Source organism: Thalassotalea euphylliae (assembly GCF_003390375.1).
GTDB classification, from domain to species: domain Bacteria; phylum Pseudomonadota; class Gammaproteobacteria; order Enterobacterales; family Alteromonadaceae; genus Thalassotalea_F; species Thalassotalea_F euphylliae_A.
On record NZ_QUOT01000001.1, the window covers coordinates 1,396,669 to 1,414,953 of the forward strand.

An 18,285-nucleotide genomic window follows, 5' to 3' on the forward strand; every position below is an offset into this window, starting at 1 on the left:
GCTATTAATAAACCTATCGTGCTTCTAAAAACGCAAACACGGTTTCAAACGCTGTTTGCTGAAACTTTTTCAAACCTGTATCGCGAAAGTCGATACCTACTTGGCTTTTTGCTAGTGTGTTCTTCACAAAACTGCCTGAGACAATATCTACTTTTACGCTATCAATCAGTTGAATTGCTGCTTCAAGCTTAAAGCCAACAGGGCCACCAGCAAACTTACCTTTTAGCGCTCTGCCCTTAATTACCACGTGCTCAATTTGGTAGTCTTCCATCAGCTTCTTAAATGCAAACTGAAACTTTTGTACTTGCTCAGCATCGCCAGCATCGTCAATCGAAACTTTAGCAACCCTTAGTTGCGGTAAATCATACAAGCCGTTTTCCAACGACATTACACATACAATTGCATCGTTACCTTTAAGCTCTACGCCACATACTTTCATAATTTTAGCCTCTTCGTACGCCGTGCGTACTCTCTGCATATCAATGGGCGGTATTATGCGCTCGTCTGTATGTGAAGGACAGTATTTTTGCCTTATTACGCACAAAATCGAACAAAGGTTTGAAGCTTTTACACTAATAAGTTTGTTGCGGGATAAGTTAATTGGCTTTGATGACGATTCCCTTGCTCGACTTAGCCTAATTGTTACCTTACACTGCAAGGTAAATTTGCTGATGAGAACAAGCCATTCAGCAATTGCCAGTTCAGTAAAACCAACGGATGAAGTGAAAAGTATGCAGCAAGATTCAATTATTGAAGCCAAACAGGTACGTAGTCAGCAAACTCAAGAAAAGTTACTTAATGCACTCAATAATTGTTTGAAAGAAGACTTCTTTGAGCATATCAGTATTGCTCAAATCACCGAACAAGCAGGGGTTTCTGTTGGCACCTTTTATCGCCGTTTTAAAAATAAAGAAGCGCTATTGCCCTATTTATACCAAGATTTCGGTACCCAACAGCGGGCATGGGTGCTGTCGTTAACTACCGTTAAGCAAGAATCACTTGCCCAGCAAGTGCAATATATCATCGACAATTGTTGTGAGTTTTTAAGCAGCAATGCTGGTGTACTAAGAACCTTGCACTTAAACTCGCGTTTGTACCCCGAAATTTTACCGACTAGCCAGCTAAGCGAGCGCTCACAAGAATATCGAGAGATTGCTGCAATGTTAATTCAACATTCGACAGAAATTAACCACCCGCAGCCTAGTATGGCTTGTGATATGGCAACCTTTATGATGATAAATGGTCTGATCGAGAAAATTCTCTACCAAGACTTAACACCAGCAATTGCTTCGCCACTTGCGATGGCAGAGCACTGCAAACAACTTGGTGCAATGATCGTGGGTTACCTCACAGCTAAGCCCGAGTAGAAACAGAACAAAGCGTGAGTAAAGCCAGAGTAAAACCAGCTAAACTTGCTATGAAGACAAATAGCTAATCCGAAAATAATTAAGCTTATAGCAACCTATTGAGACACCTTATTGTGACAAAAACTTGTGTAATTACTGGTGGTAGCTCAGGCATTGGCCTAAGCATCGTTAAATCTTTTATTAATGATGGCTATCAAGTCTTTAACCTAGACATTCAACCTAGTGAGTATGGTCATTTTATTCGCTGTGATATGACCGATGTTTCTGCGGTCAAAAATGTGGTTGAAAAAATCGGTAACGAACACAGTATTGACGTTTTAGTTTCAAACGCAGGCGTTCACTTTTCTGCGAATATAGAAGACACCAGTGAAGCCGACTTTGAGCGCGTGTTTAACATCAATGTAAAAGGTGCCTTTGCGGCAACACAAGCTTGCTTGCCTTTTATGCGAGCGCAACAAAACGGTTCAATTATCTACATAGCCAGTGATCAAGCCTTAATTGGCAAGCGAAATTCATTCGCATACAACTTGTCTAAGTCAGCCCTTGCTTCAATGGCGCGTACCACAGCACTTGATTATGCCGCACATAACATACGCGCTAACGCGGTATGCCCAGGTACAATTGAAACTCCGCTTTATCACAATGCGATTAATCGTTATGTTGAAAGCTCAGGAGCAGACATTGAACAAGTCCATCAAGAAGAAGCGGCATTGCAACCACTTGGTAGGCTGGGTCAACCAGAAGAAGTCGCCGAGTTAACGTTATTCCTAGCGTCAGATAAGGCTAAATTTATTACTGGCAGCTTGCAGGTGATTGATGGCGGTTACACCGCTCAATAAGTCTAGATAAGAATGGCAGCAATTAAAGCAAAGCGTCCAAATCAGCACTATGCGACTCATTGACCCTCACCTACACCTATTTGACCTTGCAAAAGGTGATTATCACTGGCTTAAAAATGAAAATCCGCCATATTGGCCAGATAAAGCGACAATAGCTCGTGATTTTAGTTGTCATGACTTACTGCTAGAAGCCCCGCTATCGTTAGCAGGCTTTGTTCATATTGAAGCTGGGTTTGATAATCAAGCACCTTGGCGAGAAATTGCTTGGCTAGAAGAAACTATCAAGCCGTCTTGCCAGTTGGCATTTAAAACTGTTGCCACTATTGATTTGAGCGCTGATATTACAACATTCCAACAATCGCTAGTTAAACTATCAGGCTTTTCCTCTGTCGTTGGCGTTCGCCATATTCTCGATGATGATGCTGTCTCTGTGCTATCGCAAGCAGACATTCTTGAAAAGTTTAAGGCGATTGCCGCATACGATCTCCACTTTGAGCTGCAACTGTCTTTAGCGGATTTACCTGCTGTAAGCTTACTAGTCGATATTCTCGGTAACCTTCCAGAGCTAAGAGTTATCATTAATCATGCTGGCTGGCCAAGCACAAACCTAGCAGATGACCACAACTGGCAACAAAGCATACAAATGCTCGCAGGCTTTAACACAGTTGCAATTAAGTGCTCTGGTTGGGAGATGACTAACCGTCACTATGGCTCATACTGGCAACAGCAAGTTGTTGATTACACAGTCGGTTGTTTTGGTGAGCATCGAGTAATGCTCGCCAGTAATTTCCCGTTAACCCTATTTTCGACCTATTACCAAGCGTTATGGCATAATTATCAAACATCAATTGTTGATCCTTCACTAGCATCAAAACTCATGTTTGAAAATGCTTATCTTTGGTATGGATTCGCTCGCTAAGCTAGTTAATTTCGGTGACGGGGCTAATTGAATAACTAAGCTAATGGCTCATTACGCTATATCTCCCACTCATAAAACAACAAAGTCATTTTTTAATTATTAATACAGGCAGTCTGCGTCAAAGCCTGTAATACTTGCTAACCTTAAAGCTGGTCATAAATTTAGGGCTGCCAATGCAAAGGGCAATAACCCCACGACACGATTAATTAGGCGAGTGACTCAGTGAATACTGCAGAAATTATTGATGTGATTGAGAAATTAGAAACTCGATTAAACAGTTACTGGAATTTCTATTCAATCGCCATTATTGCGATCAGTGGCTGGCTGTTGTCACTCAATAAACCCAGCGAATTTCCAATAGAATCTGCTGTTATTTTAAGTATTGGCTTTTTATTATTTATCATTATGAATGCCTCTGTTTTACTGCCTCTAACCAAGCGGATATACGCGTTAGAAAAAGTGCTCATAATGACAGTAGCAGAAACGACAACGCTGGTACCTGAATTAAAAACGATTTTATCAAAACCCCTTATTAACAATAGATACATCGGTACTATCGTAATGTACTTTTTGCTTGCAATCGCAATGCTGGTTTTTATTGCATACAAGGCTTATGTGCTAAATGTTTCGGGCTGAAATCCAATGTTGCAGTTGAAACCGAATATCGCAACCTAACATTAAATTTTTACATAACAGCAATTTCTAATAATAAGCCAATAAATTGCAATCAAATGACAAACAAGGAAATCTGTTGAGTATTGTTCAAAACTTTCAAATGATGGCACTCTATAATCAGCGCATTAACCAACAACTGCTGGCTGTATGTCAAGCTTTGCCAAAAGCGCTACTAGACAAGCCAACTGATTCGTTCTTCGCAACCATCACCAGCTACTGGAATCATCTACTATTTGGTGACCTAATTTTACTTGGTCGACTGGCAAGCAACAATTTAGCAAGCTTATCTAGCGATTCATTGGCAAGTTTTCCAACGCCAGTATCGCCAAAAGATACTTACTTTAAGCATATAGAAGAGTTAAGTAGTGTTAGGGCTAAGCTTGATGAGCTATTAATTGAATTTTGCCAAGGGCTTAGTGAACAAGAGTGCGGTAAGGTAATACACTACACCACCACAGAAGGTGACACTGTGACCAAAGTCGCTAGCGACGTTATTCAGCATTTATTTAACCATCAAACCCACCATCGAGGTCAACTCACTTGTGTGTTGAGTCAATTTGGTGCTGATTATGGTTGTATGGATTTGCCCGTGATTGTGCCAGAAGGCAGCGGGCTGATAGACACCTAATCACCTGAAAACAATACAGCTTTACTAAACTAGGCAAAGTTTGAATTACTTCTCCTTTAATATTGCCTTTGCCTGACTGACAGCTTCTTCCATTGAATATACGTACTTCATATTCTCGTAGGTTGCTTGATGCATATCCAGAATCGTTTTGTTCATCGGCTTTGGTGCAACTAAGAATAGATAACGGCAATTATTGCTAAGGCTCCATGCTTGAATCTCTTTTAGCGCATCCATCAACTCCATCGCACCCCCTTCAAACTCGAGCGTATCTGCAATCCTTACCCAGGGTTGGTGACGCACAAACTCGGCCTTAAGCTTTATGTCATCAAAATATTGCTGTACACCTTCAATATTCCATACCCCACGCATTGTGGTGTACATAATGCTGTCAGATATAGATATTTCATAATCACAATGTGCTTTAAACATTACTTCTCATTATTTTCATTGAGTGCCTAGCTGATTAAAGATTTTCACTAAGTGACTAAACCTTTGCTAAGAAACTAAATCGTAAAAACAAAAAACCTCATTAACAAGTTAATGAGGTTTTTAGACATAATGCAAATTTTAGCATACCCATTTACTTGGTATAGGCACGCGGCATTTCGCTAGATGTTGTATAGCGCTCGCGTAGTTTATCTTGACGACTTTCAAGCACCTGCTGCTCGCCATCAATCCACATTTGCTCAACCGTTGTGCTTAGCTCAAACGGGTCAGCACTCCACAGCACGATATCTGCAGGTTTGCCAACCGCAATGCGGCCAGTATCTAAGTTAAACGCATCCGCAACGTTTGCTGTCACCGCGGCTAGAGCTTCTTGATAGTCCATACCATTGGCAACGGCATTACCGGCATCAAAGCGCAGCTGGTGGGCATTGTGCGAGTCACCATCGACAGTCAATACCACGTTAACACCCGCTTTATCTAATTTGCCCGCATTCGCTAAATTAACGTGCAATGAGTCAAAGCTACCCGGTAGGTTGCGCAGTGCGCCCATCACGACAGGCACTTCAGCATCAGCAATTTGCTTAGCCACTAATGGCGCATCAGCCGCACCAAGCAATACCAAATCAAGGTTGAAGCGCTGCTTAAGCTCAAGCACAGCTAAAATGTCGGTGGCGCGATCAACATAAACAAGTAGCGGCTTTTCGCCTTTTAACAACGCATTGATTTCCTGCTCACTGCGCTTGGGCTCTTTCTTGTCTTTATCGCCCTTGCCATTTTTGGCAGCCATTTTCGCCGCTTTATCTAGCGCTTTTTTCGCATCTTCAAGCTTGTGCGTTAACGCCAGTAAATTAGTCGCACGTGAACCTTTAGATTCGCTACCAAGCGCTACCAGCACACCATTTTTTGCACTAAAAACACTGTCGAATTCGCCGTTTAGTTTGGCAGCAAAGGTTTGGCCTTTAAACATGCTGTCACCACCATTTGGCGCCGTGACATTGGCAGTAATACCTGCTTTACGGGTGAAAGAGATCAGGCTTGATTTAGGGTTAAAAGCAACACTTGGATCAAAAGTAATATCCGCTTTCTTCGCATCAGCATCTCGGCTGTGAGCAACCGCACTAACTTCCACTAAGCCAATTTGATTCATTGAACTAATAAAGCCTGGCGTTAGCACTTTACCGTTGGCATCAATGACTTGATCAGCCGCAACAGATTCAGGGTTAATTGCGGTGATCACGCCGTTATCAATTACAACAGTGGCATTTTCAAGCACGCCAGCATCAGTAACCGTGTGCACTTTTGCATTGGTAATCGCCACGCTCGCAGCATGAGCTGAAGATGCCGCGGCTAGTGCTAAGGCAATTAATGATGATTTAAAACGTTTATTTCGTAATGTCATAGTCCTTGCCTCCTGTTATTCCTGACCTAACATAAAGTCACTTTGCGCTTGATAGTTCTCATCAAAACGGTCGTAAACTTTTGCACCATCAACAAATACTTGCTCTGCTAATGCATACACGCTAAACGGGTTAGTATTCCAAATCACGACATCAGCGTTTTTGCCTTGCTCAAGGCTGCCTGTTTTATCTTCAATACCCAATGACTTCGCCGCATTACTGGTGATCCAACGAATAGCATCAGCTTCTGTTAATGCAAAACCATTTTCATTGGCACGGTACATCACTTTTGCCGCTTCTTGGTTTAGACGCTGAATAGTTGTGCCTGAATCTGAGTGAACTACCGCACACGAGTTTTTCATCGCATCGACAATAGCAACGTTCTCTTCGACCATGTCGTAGGCTTCCATTTTAAAGCCCCACCAATCTGGCCACATCGCTGCACAGTTGCCATTTTCACCTAACATATCAGCGATTTTGTATGCTTCAACGGCATGGTGGAAAGTACCAGAGTGGTAGTTAAATTCTTTACCTAAGTCGACCATCATGGCCATTTCTTCGGCTTTGTAACAATGATTGTGAATTAAGATCTCGCCATCAAGCACACCTTTAAGCGTGTCTAGCTCAATATCACGAACTGGTGCTGCTGGGTTTTTACCAGCTGCATAGTCAGCGTCATATTTTTCCCAAGCACGCTTGTATTCTGCCGCCTCGGCCCATGCCATACGGTAGCCAGCCATATTACCCATACGCGTACCCGGTGCTTCTTTGCGACCACCATAAACGCGTTTTGGGTTTTCGCCACAGGCCATTTTCAGACCATAGGGTGCATCAGGGAACTTCATTCCTTGCATCGTGTGACTTGGCACGTTCTTCAAGGTAACACCGCGGCCGCCGAATAAGTTAGCTGAGCCCGGTAAAATTTGTAGCGTAGTAACACCGCCTGCGCGTGCGGCATTAAAGCCCGGATCTTGTGGCCAAACACTGTGCTCAGCCCAAACTTCTGAAGTATTTGGCGCAGTCATTTCGTTGCCATCAGCATGTGATTCAACCGAAGGGCTAGGGTAAACACCGTAGTGAGAATGCACGTCAATCACGCCTGGCGTAACCCACTTACCTTGGCCATCAATTACCGTTGCGCCATCAGCTGCTAAGTTTTGCCCTACTTGACTCACTTTACCGTCAACAAACAACACATCAGCATTGTCAAGGCGCTCACCGTTACCAATTAGCACAGTAGCATTTTTAATCAACGTTGTTTGCTGAGGTAAGGTTTGATAAGTACTTGGGTACGGGTTTTTATTGATGGTGACTTTCGCGTCTTGTTGCTCAGACTGTATACAGCCGGTTAGCGCAACAGAAACCGCTACCATCACCAATGATGGCATCAATTTTTTCATGGTTATTCCTGAGTTTTGCTCTTTTTTGCGCTACTTTACAGCGGCGTTGAGCATATTATTTTGACAATGGATCAACCAACAACATTATATTGAAAAAATGTTAACAACAAGCCATGTGCGATGAGTTTTAGTAAATTTTGCGACTAGTTGCAATTTTCTCAGGTAAAGTGGTGCAAAGTGCGCGCTAAACTCGGGTTAAAATCCAACGCATGCCAAAAGTTATTTACGCTTAAATAACCAGCGACTAATGCGATCTTTACGCAGTGTAAGCAGCCAAATGAGTCCGACAGCATATAACCCCGGTTCATAGATATCTGATTTTATCGACCAGTAAAAGTGCACCCAAATCGCGACAGCGGCGATATACACCCAGTTGTGCAGTTGCTGCCAACTTTTGCCCATTTTGCGTTTTATTTTACTCCAAGACGTTACCGCCAGTGGCAGTAATATCGCAAAGGCAAACATACCCACAGTAATATAAGGACGGTCAATCACTTCATCGACAAACAGACGCCAATCAAACTGCAACTCAAAGAACAGAAAATTAAGCAGGTGAAATAACGCATAAGTAAATACCCACAAACCCAATAGACGTCTAAACTTGAGCAACACAGGTTTTTTGAAGCGTTTTGCCAGCGGTGTGATTGCCAGCGAAATTAGCAAAATGTTTAGTGCTCCTATGCCGGTAAAGTGAATCACACGCTCCACCGGATCTGCACCAATGGTATCGTTAACAGCACCGTAATAAAGCCAAAGTAAAGGTAAGGCGGCGGCAAGGTGAACAAGGGTTTTAACTACAACAATCATTTAAAACGCTCGCTAAATGAGGATCACTAGGTTAAGAAGAGCAAGCGCATTAGTAGTAACGCGCTAAGTCCATGTTTTTGTATAAATGCGCCACTTCTTCACCATAGCCGTTAAACGGCAGTGTCGCTATACGGTTACGGGCAAATAAGCCGCCTGTGGTAATGCGGCGCTCGCTTGCTTGACTCCAACGCGGGTGCGATACATCTGGGTTCACATTGGCGTAAAAACCATATTCGTTAGGAGCTAAAATATTCCATGTCGTTGGCGGCATTTTCTCAACCAACTTAATCGAAACAATTGACTTAATACTTTTAAAGCCATACTTCCATGGCACGACTAGACGAATTGGCGCACCGTTTTGTGGTGGTAAGGTTTTTCCGTATAAACCAACACTTAGCATGGTCAGCGGGTTCATCGCCTCATCTAAACGGAGTCCTTCGACATAAGGGTAATCAATGCCACCACCGATGCGACGACTACGCTGACCCGGCATTTGTTCAGGATCGTATAAAGTTTCAAAGGCAACATACTTAGCTTTCGACGTTGGTGCTGCTTGTTTAATCAAATCCGCTAACGAAAAACCAACCCAAGGCACTACCATAGACCAAGCTTCAACACAGCGCAGACGGTAGATACGTTCTTCCAGCGGGAACTTCTTGAATAAGTCATCGTAATCTAAGGTAATAGGTTTACTGACTTCGCCACTAACGGTAAGTTGCCATGGTTTGACTTTTAGCCCTTGGGAATTACGGGCAGGATCACTTTTATCTAAACCAAATTCATAAAAGTTATTGTGACTGGTAACTTTAGCTTCCGGAGTTAGCAACTCGTCTGTTGCAGGAGCTTTTTGATAGTTTAACGCTTGCTGAGTAAAGCTTGCTTGGTCGGAGCCGCCCCAAAAATCGAATGGCGCTGCACTTGCTGAGCGGGCAATCGATTGGCTAAGCAATGTGCCTGCGCCAATATATCCCATAGATTTTAACAGTTGACGACGATTAACATAGACTTGTTCATCGGTAACATCATTATCCGTTAATTGATAAGATTTTTTTGATTTGATCAGCATACAACCTCCAGATACAACAATGCTGACTTAAAGTCAGCATATATAACTTAAAGCCAGCAAGATTAACTTAACGCGACCCACAAAATAGGTGCTTATAGTAATTGTAGACCGCGCACGAGTGAATTAATTTTCAATTCACTCAGATTATTTCTATGCGCCTGTTGCTGCTGGAGGTGATCAACAATCTAAATATTGATTAGAAAAGCCTATGCCGCCTTTGCTGGCTGTTGCGCACCTTGCTGAATAGTTTTTTGCAAGTAAGCGATAATATCATCAGATTCGTACAACCATTCGACCTTCTTTTCACCAGCATCTGTAATTTTCAAACACGGAACGGTTGGCTTGCCACCGCCGTTAATAAGTTCTTCGCGTACAGCGTAATTATTATCTTTAATATTCATTAACGGTAACTCAATACCTTCTCGCTTCATCGCACGACGCACTTTCACGCAAAACGGACAAGTTGGCAGATGATACAAGCTTAAATTTTTAGTCAGCTCTGCAATTTCCTGTTGGCGCTGCGTGGTTAATTTAGGTGATTTAGGTTGGGTCAGAAAGTTAACTAAAATAACAATTCGGCCAACTAACCAGCGTAATAATTTCATAGGTTTACCTTAAATAATTGGAAAAGTAATTCGTCTGTAAGCGTTATGTACTTGCTTGGCGTAATGTGCTTTACATGTTTTGCTTGGTGCTGCTGTTACCACATCAGATCGTCTGGGATCTGATAAGCTGCATACGGGTCGTCTTCATCAACGGATTCTTCAACCTTATCGTTGCTGAGCAGCACCACGGTTTCATCAAGCGTCGCCAGCTTATCGGCAGTTTCTTTGGTAACCACATAAGTGACATCATCTAAACCACAAATAGATAATCGGCCGTTAACTAAGGCTTTTTGCGTTAATTCATTGACCAATAGCTTTTTCACTTTAGTACCAAAGGTGTAGTTGTATTCCACTTCACCGTCGATATCTTTGACTTGATGATGCGCTAAAATTTGCAATATACGTTGATGTAATTCTTTCGCGGCTAACTGCTCTTGCTTCTCGGCATTTAATGCTGCATCTTTCGCAAGTTTTTGTTCTTTTTGCTTAGCAATGTCTTGTTTAACTTTCTCCTGCATACTGGCTTCAACTTGTGCGCCACTACGTTTTTGTTTGTTCTTTTTGCGCTTGTCACTATTGGCTTGTCGCGCTTTCTGCTTAGTTGTTAAACCCGCTTTTAATAGCTGATCTTGCAATGAGGCCATAACCTACCCTTTACTCAATACGTTAAACCTTTGGGCAAGCCAAAAGTTTGCATAATTTTTCTGGCGGTTAGTGTACAAAATTCAGGTTTAGTGCGCGACTAATCAGACAAAAAAGTTGGTTATATGGCAGGGTTATTTGACATAAAAAAGCCGCTAGTGATAGCTAACGGCCTTAATTTAGTAGAGTTTAATTCGCTTTAGTGCAGACTAAATCTGAATAAAGGCTTACGAACAATCGCTATACAATACCTTGTTTGGCAAGTGGTAAGTCGCGGTAGCGTTTACCCGTTAAAGCAAATATCGCATTGGTAATTGCTGGCACTACTGGTGGTACCCCAGGCTCGCCAATACCGCCAGGAGGTGCATCGCTATCAACAATATCGATCTCGGTTACTGGCGTATCCGTCATGCGCGCAACCGGGTAATCATGGAAGTTGGTCTGATTAATCACACCGTCTTTAGCAGTCAGCTCACCATAAAAAGCTAGCGAAATACCAAACACTGCTGAGCCTTCCATTTGTGAGCGAATACGCTCTGGGTTAACTGCGGTGCCGCAATCAAGGCTAAACCACATTTTATCGACTTTGATTTTACCGTTTTGCTCGCTAACCTCAGCTACACAAGCAACATAGGTGGCAAAACTACGGTGAACTGCGATGCCCAATGCCGAGCCAGCTTTTCGAGGCTTATCCCAATTAGCCATATTCGCAACACGATTAACGACATTTTTATAGCGTGCTGTATCGATAGGATATTGCTTAATGTCAGAGCCATAGTTACCGTATTTAGCATTTTGCGCTGCAAGATCAATATGACGATCATTACCTAACAAGCTTAATAAGTAGTCTTTTGGATCGGTTTTCGCCTCATGGGCAAGTTCATCAGCGAACGAGCAGACTGCAAATGCTTGGTTGATATTCGTCACTGAGCGCAGCCAACCGATACGCGTATGAGCAGTCGCTTTACCCGCAGCACATTGCACGTTCGAAATATCGTACGGCATATCAATTAAGCCTAAGTCAGCTTCAAAGGCAATAACATCAGCACCTTTGGCAAAGGTTGAGCTAATAGTTGGTAAGGCAACATTATGCTGCCAAGCCGTCACCTTGTGCTTGTTATCCAAACCCGCTTTCAGCTTTTGATAACTAACCGCATGGTAGTAACCGTTTTGGATTTCGTCTTCACGTGTCCAGCACACTTTCACTGGTTTACCGCGCAGTTTTGACATCATAGCGGCTTCTACAATGAAATCAGGCTTGGATTTTCGACCAAAACCACCACCTAACAGGGTGACATTGATATTAACGTTTTCCGGTGGCACTTGTAACAGTTGCGCCACTGTACCTTGCGCCGATTGTGGCGTTTGCGTACAAGCCCAAATATCTAATACACCATCATGGTAATGTGCAGCAGCAGCTGGCGGCTCCATCGGCACATGAATGAGCTCAGGCACATAGTAGTCAGCTGCAAAAACTTTATCTGCGCTGGCTAGCGCAGCATCAACATCACCTGCTTTACGCAGAACCGCACTAGGCGCATCGCAACTTGCTGCTAGGGATTTTTTATACTCCTCGCTTTCATAACTTGCGTGGCTACTGTTTTCCCACTCAATTTCCAAGGCATCACGACCTTGCATTGCCGCCCAAGTATTGCTGGCAACCACGGCAACACCGCCTAGTGGTTTAAACAATGGCGGCTCTTCCAGGTTTTCCAGCGCAATTACATCAATCACACCTGAGATTTTTTTCGCTTTACTGGCATCAAATTTTACCAGTTTTGAGGCAAGCACAGGTGGCCGTGCAATAACCACATATTCCATGTCGGGCAATTGCACATCATAACCGTATGTGGTGTTACCTGTGGCGATATCATGACCGTCAACAAGCGGGATATCGGATTTACCAATAAAATTAAACTCTGCTTTACTTTTCAGCTTAAGCGAGATTGGATCTGGCACTGGTAAAGTAGCAGCAACCGCCACTAGAGAACCAAAACTGGCAGTTCTACCCGTCGGTTTGTGAATAATTTGATTAGCCTTGGCATAACATTCGTCAACAGGTACTTGCCACTGGTTTGCTGCCGCTTGCTCGAGCATAGTGCGAGCGGTAGCGCCCGCTTCTCTTAATGGCTGATAAAAATTACGAATAGAGCGTGAACCATCGGTATTTTGACTGCCATATTTTTTGTCACCAAGACCTTGAATAACATTAATTTTTTGCCAATCTGCGTCTAGCTCGTCTGCCACAATCATAGGGATACTGGTGCGAATCCCTTGCCCCATCTCTGAGCGGTGAACAATTATGCCAACAGTATCATCGGCATTAATGTGAACATAAACACTTGGTTCAAATTTAGTGCTAGCTGGAGCGGCAAAGGCTTTTGGCAAACCGCTTACTTCTGGAAAATTAACCGCCAGCACTAAAGCTCCAGAGCCTAAACCCAAGTTTTTTAAAAACGAGCGACGGCTAACATTTTCAACACTATTTTTCGTTGCCATTGTTATGCCCCTTGTTTACCGGTTGAAAGTTTGCCAGTTGAACCAACATCAACAGCCAAATCGTCGACATTCGCGGTACTTGTTGATAAATCTGCCGCTAAATGAATCGCTTTTTTAATTCTTTCATAAGTGCCACAACGACAAATGTTGCCACTCATGGCTTGTTCAATTTGCGCATCGTTAGGGTTTGGATTCGTTGCAAGTAACGCAGCCGCAGACATCATTTGGCCCGATTGACAATAACCACATTGTGGCACATTCAGTGTTTGCCACGCTTGTTGAACAGGGTGGTCACCATCGCTTGATAAGCCTTCAATGGTAGTAATTTTTTGCCCATTAACAGCCGAGACTGGGGTGGCACAAGAGCGCACAGGTTGGCCATTCAAATGAACGGTACAAGCGCCACATAGCCCTTTACCGCAACCGTACTTAGTACCTGTGTAATTAAGAATATCTCGCAGCGCCCACAATAGCGGCATATTTTCATCATCGCTATATTGGTGCGCGCGACCGTTTACATTTAAGGTGATCATGTTTGCTTCCTTGATAGCTTCACTAGGTTGTTATCAGTACTGCTATGTTTTGTTTCATTGACTTTACATCATTGATTTTATTATTTTTAGCTTACCTTTCTAAAGGATAGAAAGGTTACTTTGACAGCTATAACTATACGCCAAAACTGGCTGATATGTTTAAGCTTTGCGTTGAAATTGCAGTTTTCTGAGTTGCTCTGGCGTATCTAAATCGGCTTTTGCGTTAGTAAGCTCAATCTGCTCGACTAATTGCTTACTTTGAGCTCGCAATTTAGCCAGCACAAACTTTGCACCTTCTTTACCGTCTAGCTTGCTAAGTTGATCAAAAAGCGCTTGCGAGAATATCACTGGCGGGCCAAATTCAACGGAATTATTGTCTGTTTCAGTCCAACAGCTTATGGTTGCAAGTTGCTCTCCCATTGAGTGTCCAGTAATCAACTTCGCAATATCTTGCTCAGTGACTTGCCACTGATCCACTAGCATTAGTAACAGACCGCTAGCATTAGACGCATTGATAATATTGCAAACCCCGCAAGCAATTGAGGAACCCATTCCCGTTGACCACTTGCTATTTTCAATTATGTTCACCGGCAAAGGCGCTAATAATTTTTGGTAAGTTTCAGCTTCATGACCGATAACAACAGTTACGTTATTGCTGAGCTTTAAGGCGAGTTTAATTTGGCGGATTAGTAGATATTCACCATCGATTTTAACTAGCTGCTTAGCTTGTCCTAAACGTGAGGAGCTACCTGCGGCCAAAATTAAAATAGCAAAATCTTTAGTTGCGATCTTCACATGAAATACCCACTTACCTGATATGTCATTATTTCACATACTGATAGGTCAAATAATGGTGCGCTATAAAGTAGCATGAGCGATAATAGTTGTAATAAAAAAGGTATGAAAATTATAGTAGGTAAATAAAAGCTTTCAGAATTTGGGCTGTTTGCAACGGGTGAGCACGCTTTATGGAATTTGCCTAACTCTTTAAGCAAAACCAGGAAGTGATAAATCACCTCAAAATAAATAAACAACACCTAGCCAATAAATGACTAGATATTGTTGAATATCGATAGATAAAAATAAAGCAAGCTAGCTAGCTATTGAACTAACTTTATATACTCAGGATCTTGAGTTTCAATATTTTTTCTCTGAGCCTTTCGCTGAGCTGTTTTTCTAACCTTTACTTCCCGTGTAACCGAGCGCCCATCTTGGTATCTATGGTAAGAAAAGTTATCTAAACCAAGCATTTCAGTAAACTGGTGAAAGGTCATAAAGTCATCTTTGGTAAACTCTTCACCATCTTTGGTTACTAAGCCGTCGATATACATGGAATCACCATTAATATTGCAGTTGGCAATAGCTCCATAAGGCTTACCATATTCTTCTACTTTAAGTGCCCTAACCATTTTAAGCTCAAAGCACCACTCACCTAATTGTATGTAGCGATTAAAATTGTCTGACATGCAAACTCCGTTATTGTTATTTTCGTTGCGTTAAAAGTAATCCTATTTAGCTACCGGCTAAAGACTTCCTTTCTACAGACAATTCCTCCATGATCAACCATAGTCACGTTAACAATATCCAAATTAACAACTTTAGTAACTTAGCAGTGTTTCACTACAGTGGTGTTACAACGAGGCCACATTATGTCATTTGTCGGGCCCAAAATACCATTGAATTACTGACTATTTTTAAACCTAAGCAAAAACATTAACTTATGTCAACAAATTGCATGAAAAACTCGCTTTTTTACCGCATTTTCCGTGCACATCTCGACAAATCGCAGTAATCTAAGCTCAAAACCCAAACTAAATAACAATAATTAGTGATGAACAAAATCAAACCTTTTTTACTGGGTAGTGTCATTTTGCTGGTATTTATTCTAGCTACCGCATCAGCCTGGATATACAGCAGCATTTACAATGCGATACCGCAACTAGACGGCAATACCGCGCTATACGGTCTTAACGCAAAAGTTGAAATCACTCGTGATGAATACGGTATCGCAACAATCCGAGCCGACAGCCGTTTGGATGCCGCTATGGCACTTGGTTTTGTTCATGGCCAAGAGCGCTTTTTCCAAATGGATCTGCTGCGCCGAAACTCAGCGGGTGAGCTTTCTAGCTTGTTTGGTGAAGTTGCCCTTGATTATGATAAAAAAATTCGTTTACACCGTTTTAGAGAGCGTGCCAGAGCAATTATCAATAAGCTTCCTAAGAACGAATTTGAACTGATTGAAGCGTATACTCGGGGCGTTAATCAAGGTATTCAACGACTTGGTGCGAATCCATTCGAATATTTGTTACTGCGACAAACCCCAGTGCTCTGGCAAGAGGAAGATACCATACTGACCGTATTTAGCATGTACCTTGATTTACAGTACGCTGGCGGTGAACGCGAGTTAAGTCTTCTCGCTATGCAGCAATCATTACCTGAAGACCTCTTTGCTTTTTTAAACCCTAAAGGTACACAGTGGGATGCAGCAATAGATGGCACGCAAATGCCGCAGGCTGCTATGCCAACTAGCTTTCCAGCAGCGATATCATCTGACTTGAACACTTCTCACGCAAATAATAAAGAAACACAAGCACCCCTTTCCTTTATTAGCAAACAACTAACAGAACAAAACTTTGTCGGTTCAAACAACTGGGCCGTATCTGGCGCACTCACCAAAACGGGTAGTGCAATTGTGGCAAACGATATGCACTTAGGGCTTCGTGTGCCCAACACTTGGTATCGAGCATCATTAAAGTACAAGTTGCAAGATGGCAGTCCGATTAAGGTAACAGGCGCGACCTTGCCTGGCACGCCTAATGTCATCGTTGGCAGTAATGGACATATTGCTTGGGGCTTCACTAATAGCTACGGCGACTGGAGTGACGTCGTCCTACTTAAAACAAACAAAGACAAAAGCCAATACCTAACACCAAGTGGCTTTGAGGACTTTACCCAGCGCAATCACATGATTGCTGTCAAAAATCAAAAAACCGTCGAAATTCAAACGCAAGAAACCGTTTGGGGGCCGGTGATTGGTGAAGATAAAAACGGCAATCTACTGGCATATCGCTGGGTGGCTCACGATACAAACGCGGTCAACTTAGCGCATATAAAATTGGAAACAGCCACTAATGTTGAACAGGCTGTAAAGATTGCAGCAAGTGCAGGTATTCCAGCACAGAACTTAATGGTTGCCGATAGCCAAGGCGATATCGCTTGGACAATAATGGGGCAAATTCCAGTAAAACACGGTGACATAGGAGAACTACCAGAAGATTGGTCGACTGGCGAGTTTAGTTGGAAAGGTTACTTAGCCCCTGAAGATTACCCTAAGGTTATCTCACCAGCACAACAACGACTGTGGACGGCCAACTCTCGTGTTGTCGGCGGCCAGATGTACCAGCATATCGGTAATGGCGGCTACGCACTGGGTGCTCGCGCCGGGCAAATTAAAACTAGACTATTTGAACAACAAGCGTTCGACGAACAAGCTTTACTCGATATTGCACTTGATACAGAAGCTATTTACCTGTCGCGCTGGCAAGGACTGTTGCTAGACCAAATATTAATTGAGCCCGCACTAAGCGCGAATCCTCATTGGCAAGCAGCTCTCCCTTTTATCAGTCAGCAGCCACTGATGGCCAGTATTGATTCCGTTGGCTACCGCATCGTTAAAGCATTTAAATCTAAGGTCAAAACTCAAGTATTTACATCACTAGAAAACTACCTTAGCGAGCAAGATAAAAACTTTTCACTAAAAACCGTGCGAAATTCTCTAGAAGAGCCACTTTGGCAACTAGTGACTGAACAACCTGTGGGCTATCTAGCACAAGACATGAGCTGGCAAACACTACTAACAGAGTCGTTAGACCAAGCGCTTAATGAAATTACCAAGCAACAAAGCCTTGCAGATGCCACATGGGGCCAACATAATGCCGCTGAGATTAAACACCCGCTGAGTAGCGCTATCCCTATTTTCGGCAATTACCTTAACATGCCAGCAGAGCCATTACCTGGCGACGGCTTCATGCCAAGAGTTGATGGCGGCAGCTTTGGCGCGTCAGAGCGTATGATCGTTTCGCCTGGGCATGAAGAGTCTGGCATTTTTCATATGCCTACCAGCCAGGCTGGTCATCCTTGGAGCCCATATTTTGGCAAAGGGCATAGCGACTGGGTAGCAGGTAAACCTAGCCCATTTTTACCGGGTGAAACTCGCTATACACTAACGTTGCTACCATATTAGGCATTTGTAGTTAAAAAATAGTGCTTGAACTCTAGTAGGACTGTCGATACATTAAAGCCATGAAGATTACTTCCGCTATTGAAAGCGCGGTAAAAAGCGCAATCAAAAACGTTTTATCAGGCACTCGTTTCTTTAGCCTGTTTTTTATCCTCTCTCGTTGAGGAGCGTTTTTTGCGGCAAAAATTAACCCGAAAAACCTCCACACTGGAGGTTTTTTT

18 protein-coding genes are annotated in these 18,285 nt (G+C 42.9%); 6 read left to right on the forward strand and 12 right to left on the reverse strand.

The features are described 5' to 3' along the window. Positions 1–13: 13 nt before the first annotated feature. Complete coding sequence (locus DXX94_RS06205) at positions 14–439, reverse strand: DUF3010 family protein (protein ID WP_116014580.1); 426 nt, start codon at positions 437–439, stop codon at positions 14–16. A 232-nt stretch (positions 440–671) separates the two neighbouring features. Between DXX94_RS06205 and DXX94_RS06210 the strand changes: the two genes are divergently transcribed. The 5 genes from DXX94_RS06210 to DXX94_RS06230 all read left to right on the forward strand — a co-directional run bounded on the left by DXX94_RS06210 (position 672) and on the right by DXX94_RS06230 (position 4,428). After that, entirely contained in the window at positions 672–1,367 is a 696-nt protein-coding gene (locus DXX94_RS06210) for a TetR/AcrR family transcriptional regulator (RefSeq protein WP_181901493.1), read from the forward strand. 113 nt (positions 1,368–1,480) lie between these two features. Next, positions 1,481–2,206, forward strand: a complete 726-nt coding sequence (locus DXX94_RS06215; RefSeq protein ID WP_116014583.1) for an SDR family NAD(P)-dependent oxidoreductase — start codon at positions 1,481–1,483, stop codon at positions 2,204–2,206. Positions 2,207–2,255: 49 nt separating this feature from the next. Further along, positions 2,256–3,125 (forward strand): amidohydrolase family protein, encoded by an 870-nt coding sequence (locus DXX94_RS06220; RefSeq protein ID WP_116014585.1) that lies wholly within the window; start codon positions 2,256–2,258, stop codon positions 3,123–3,125. Between the two features lie 222 nt (positions 3,126–3,347). Next, on the forward strand, positions 3,348–3,761 hold the full coding sequence (locus DXX94_RS06225; RefSeq protein ID WP_116014587.1) for a hypothetical protein: 414 nt from the start codon (positions 3,348–3,350) through the stop codon (positions 3,759–3,761). Positions 3,762–3,876: 115 nt separating this feature from the next. After that, on the forward strand, positions 3,877–4,428 hold the full coding sequence (locus DXX94_RS06230) for a DinB family protein (protein WP_116014588.1): 552 nt from the start codon (positions 3,877–3,879) through the stop codon (positions 4,426–4,428). A 45-nt stretch (positions 4,429–4,473) separates the two neighbouring features. On the opposite strand, the gene DXX94_RS06235 is transcribed toward DXX94_RS06230, so the two are convergent. The 11 genes from DXX94_RS06235 to DXX94_RS06285 form a co-directional block, all read right to left on the reverse strand. Next, complete coding sequence (locus DXX94_RS06235) at positions 4,474–4,857, reverse strand: hypothetical protein (RefSeq protein ID WP_116014590.1); 384 nt, start codon at positions 4,855–4,857, stop codon at positions 4,474–4,476. Between the two features lie 151 nt (positions 4,858–5,008). After that, on the reverse strand, positions 5,009–6,274 hold the full coding sequence (locus tag DXX94_RS06240) for an amidohydrolase family protein (RefSeq protein WP_116014592.1): 1,266 nt from the start codon (positions 6,272–6,274) through the stop codon (positions 5,009–5,011). A gap of 15 nt (positions 6,275–6,289) precedes the next feature. Beyond that, positions 6,290–7,672, reverse strand: a complete 1,383-nt coding sequence (locus tag DXX94_RS06245; protein ID WP_116014593.1) for an amidohydrolase — start codon at positions 7,670–7,672, stop codon at positions 6,290–6,292. A 219-nt stretch (positions 7,673–7,891) separates the two neighbouring features. Next, entirely contained in the window at positions 7,892–8,479 is a 588-nt protein-coding gene (gene msrQ / locus DXX94_RS06250; RefSeq protein WP_116014595.1) for a protein-methionine-sulfoxide reductase heme-binding subunit MsrQ, read from the reverse strand. Between the two features lie 49 nt (positions 8,480–8,528). Continuing rightward, entirely contained in the window at positions 8,529–9,545 is a 1,017-nt protein-coding gene (gene msrP, locus DXX94_RS06255; RefSeq protein WP_116014597.1) for a protein-methionine-sulfoxide reductase catalytic subunit MsrP, read from the reverse strand. Positions 9,546–9,751: 206 nt separating this feature from the next. After that, on the reverse strand, positions 9,752–10,150 hold the full coding sequence (locus tag DXX94_RS06260; protein ID WP_116014598.1) for a glutaredoxin family protein: 399 nt from the start codon (positions 10,148–10,150) through the stop codon (positions 9,752–9,754). Positions 10,151–10,245: 95 nt separating this feature from the next. Next, entirely contained in the window at positions 10,246–10,794 is a 549-nt protein-coding gene (locus tag DXX94_RS06265; protein ID WP_116014600.1) for a DUF2058 domain-containing protein, read from the reverse strand. Between the two features lie 238 nt (positions 10,795–11,032). Then, positions 11,033–13,291 (reverse strand): xanthine dehydrogenase family protein molybdopterin-binding subunit, encoded by a 2,259-nt coding sequence (locus DXX94_RS06270; protein WP_116014602.1) that lies wholly within the window; start codon positions 13,289–13,291, stop codon positions 11,033–11,035. Positions 13,292–13,293: 2 nt separating this feature from the next. Next, positions 13,294–13,824, reverse strand: coding sequence for a (2Fe-2S)-binding protein (locus DXX94_RS06275; protein ID WP_116014604.1), 531 nt, complete (start codon positions 13,822–13,824; stop codon positions 13,294–13,296). A gap of 159 nt (positions 13,825–13,983) precedes the next feature. Beyond that, complete coding sequence (locus tag DXX94_RS06280; RefSeq protein WP_181901494.1) at positions 13,984–14,619, reverse strand: nucleotidyltransferase family protein; 636 nt, start codon at positions 14,617–14,619, stop codon at positions 13,984–13,986. A 305-nt stretch (positions 14,620–14,924) separates the two neighbouring features. Then, positions 14,925–15,290, reverse strand: a complete 366-nt coding sequence (locus tag DXX94_RS06285; RefSeq protein WP_116014607.1) for a hypothetical protein — start codon at positions 15,288–15,290, stop codon at positions 14,925–14,927. A gap of 365 nt (positions 15,291–15,655) precedes the next feature. On the opposite strand from DXX94_RS06285, the gene DXX94_RS06290 reads away from it, so the two are divergent. Then, positions 15,656–18,067 carry a penicillin acylase family protein gene (locus DXX94_RS06290; RefSeq protein WP_116014609.1) on the forward strand — a complete coding sequence of 804 codons (2,412 nt, stop codon included), beginning with the start codon at positions 15,656–15,658 and terminating at the stop codon, positions 18,065–18,067. Positions 18,068–18,285: the final 218 nt, after the last annotated feature.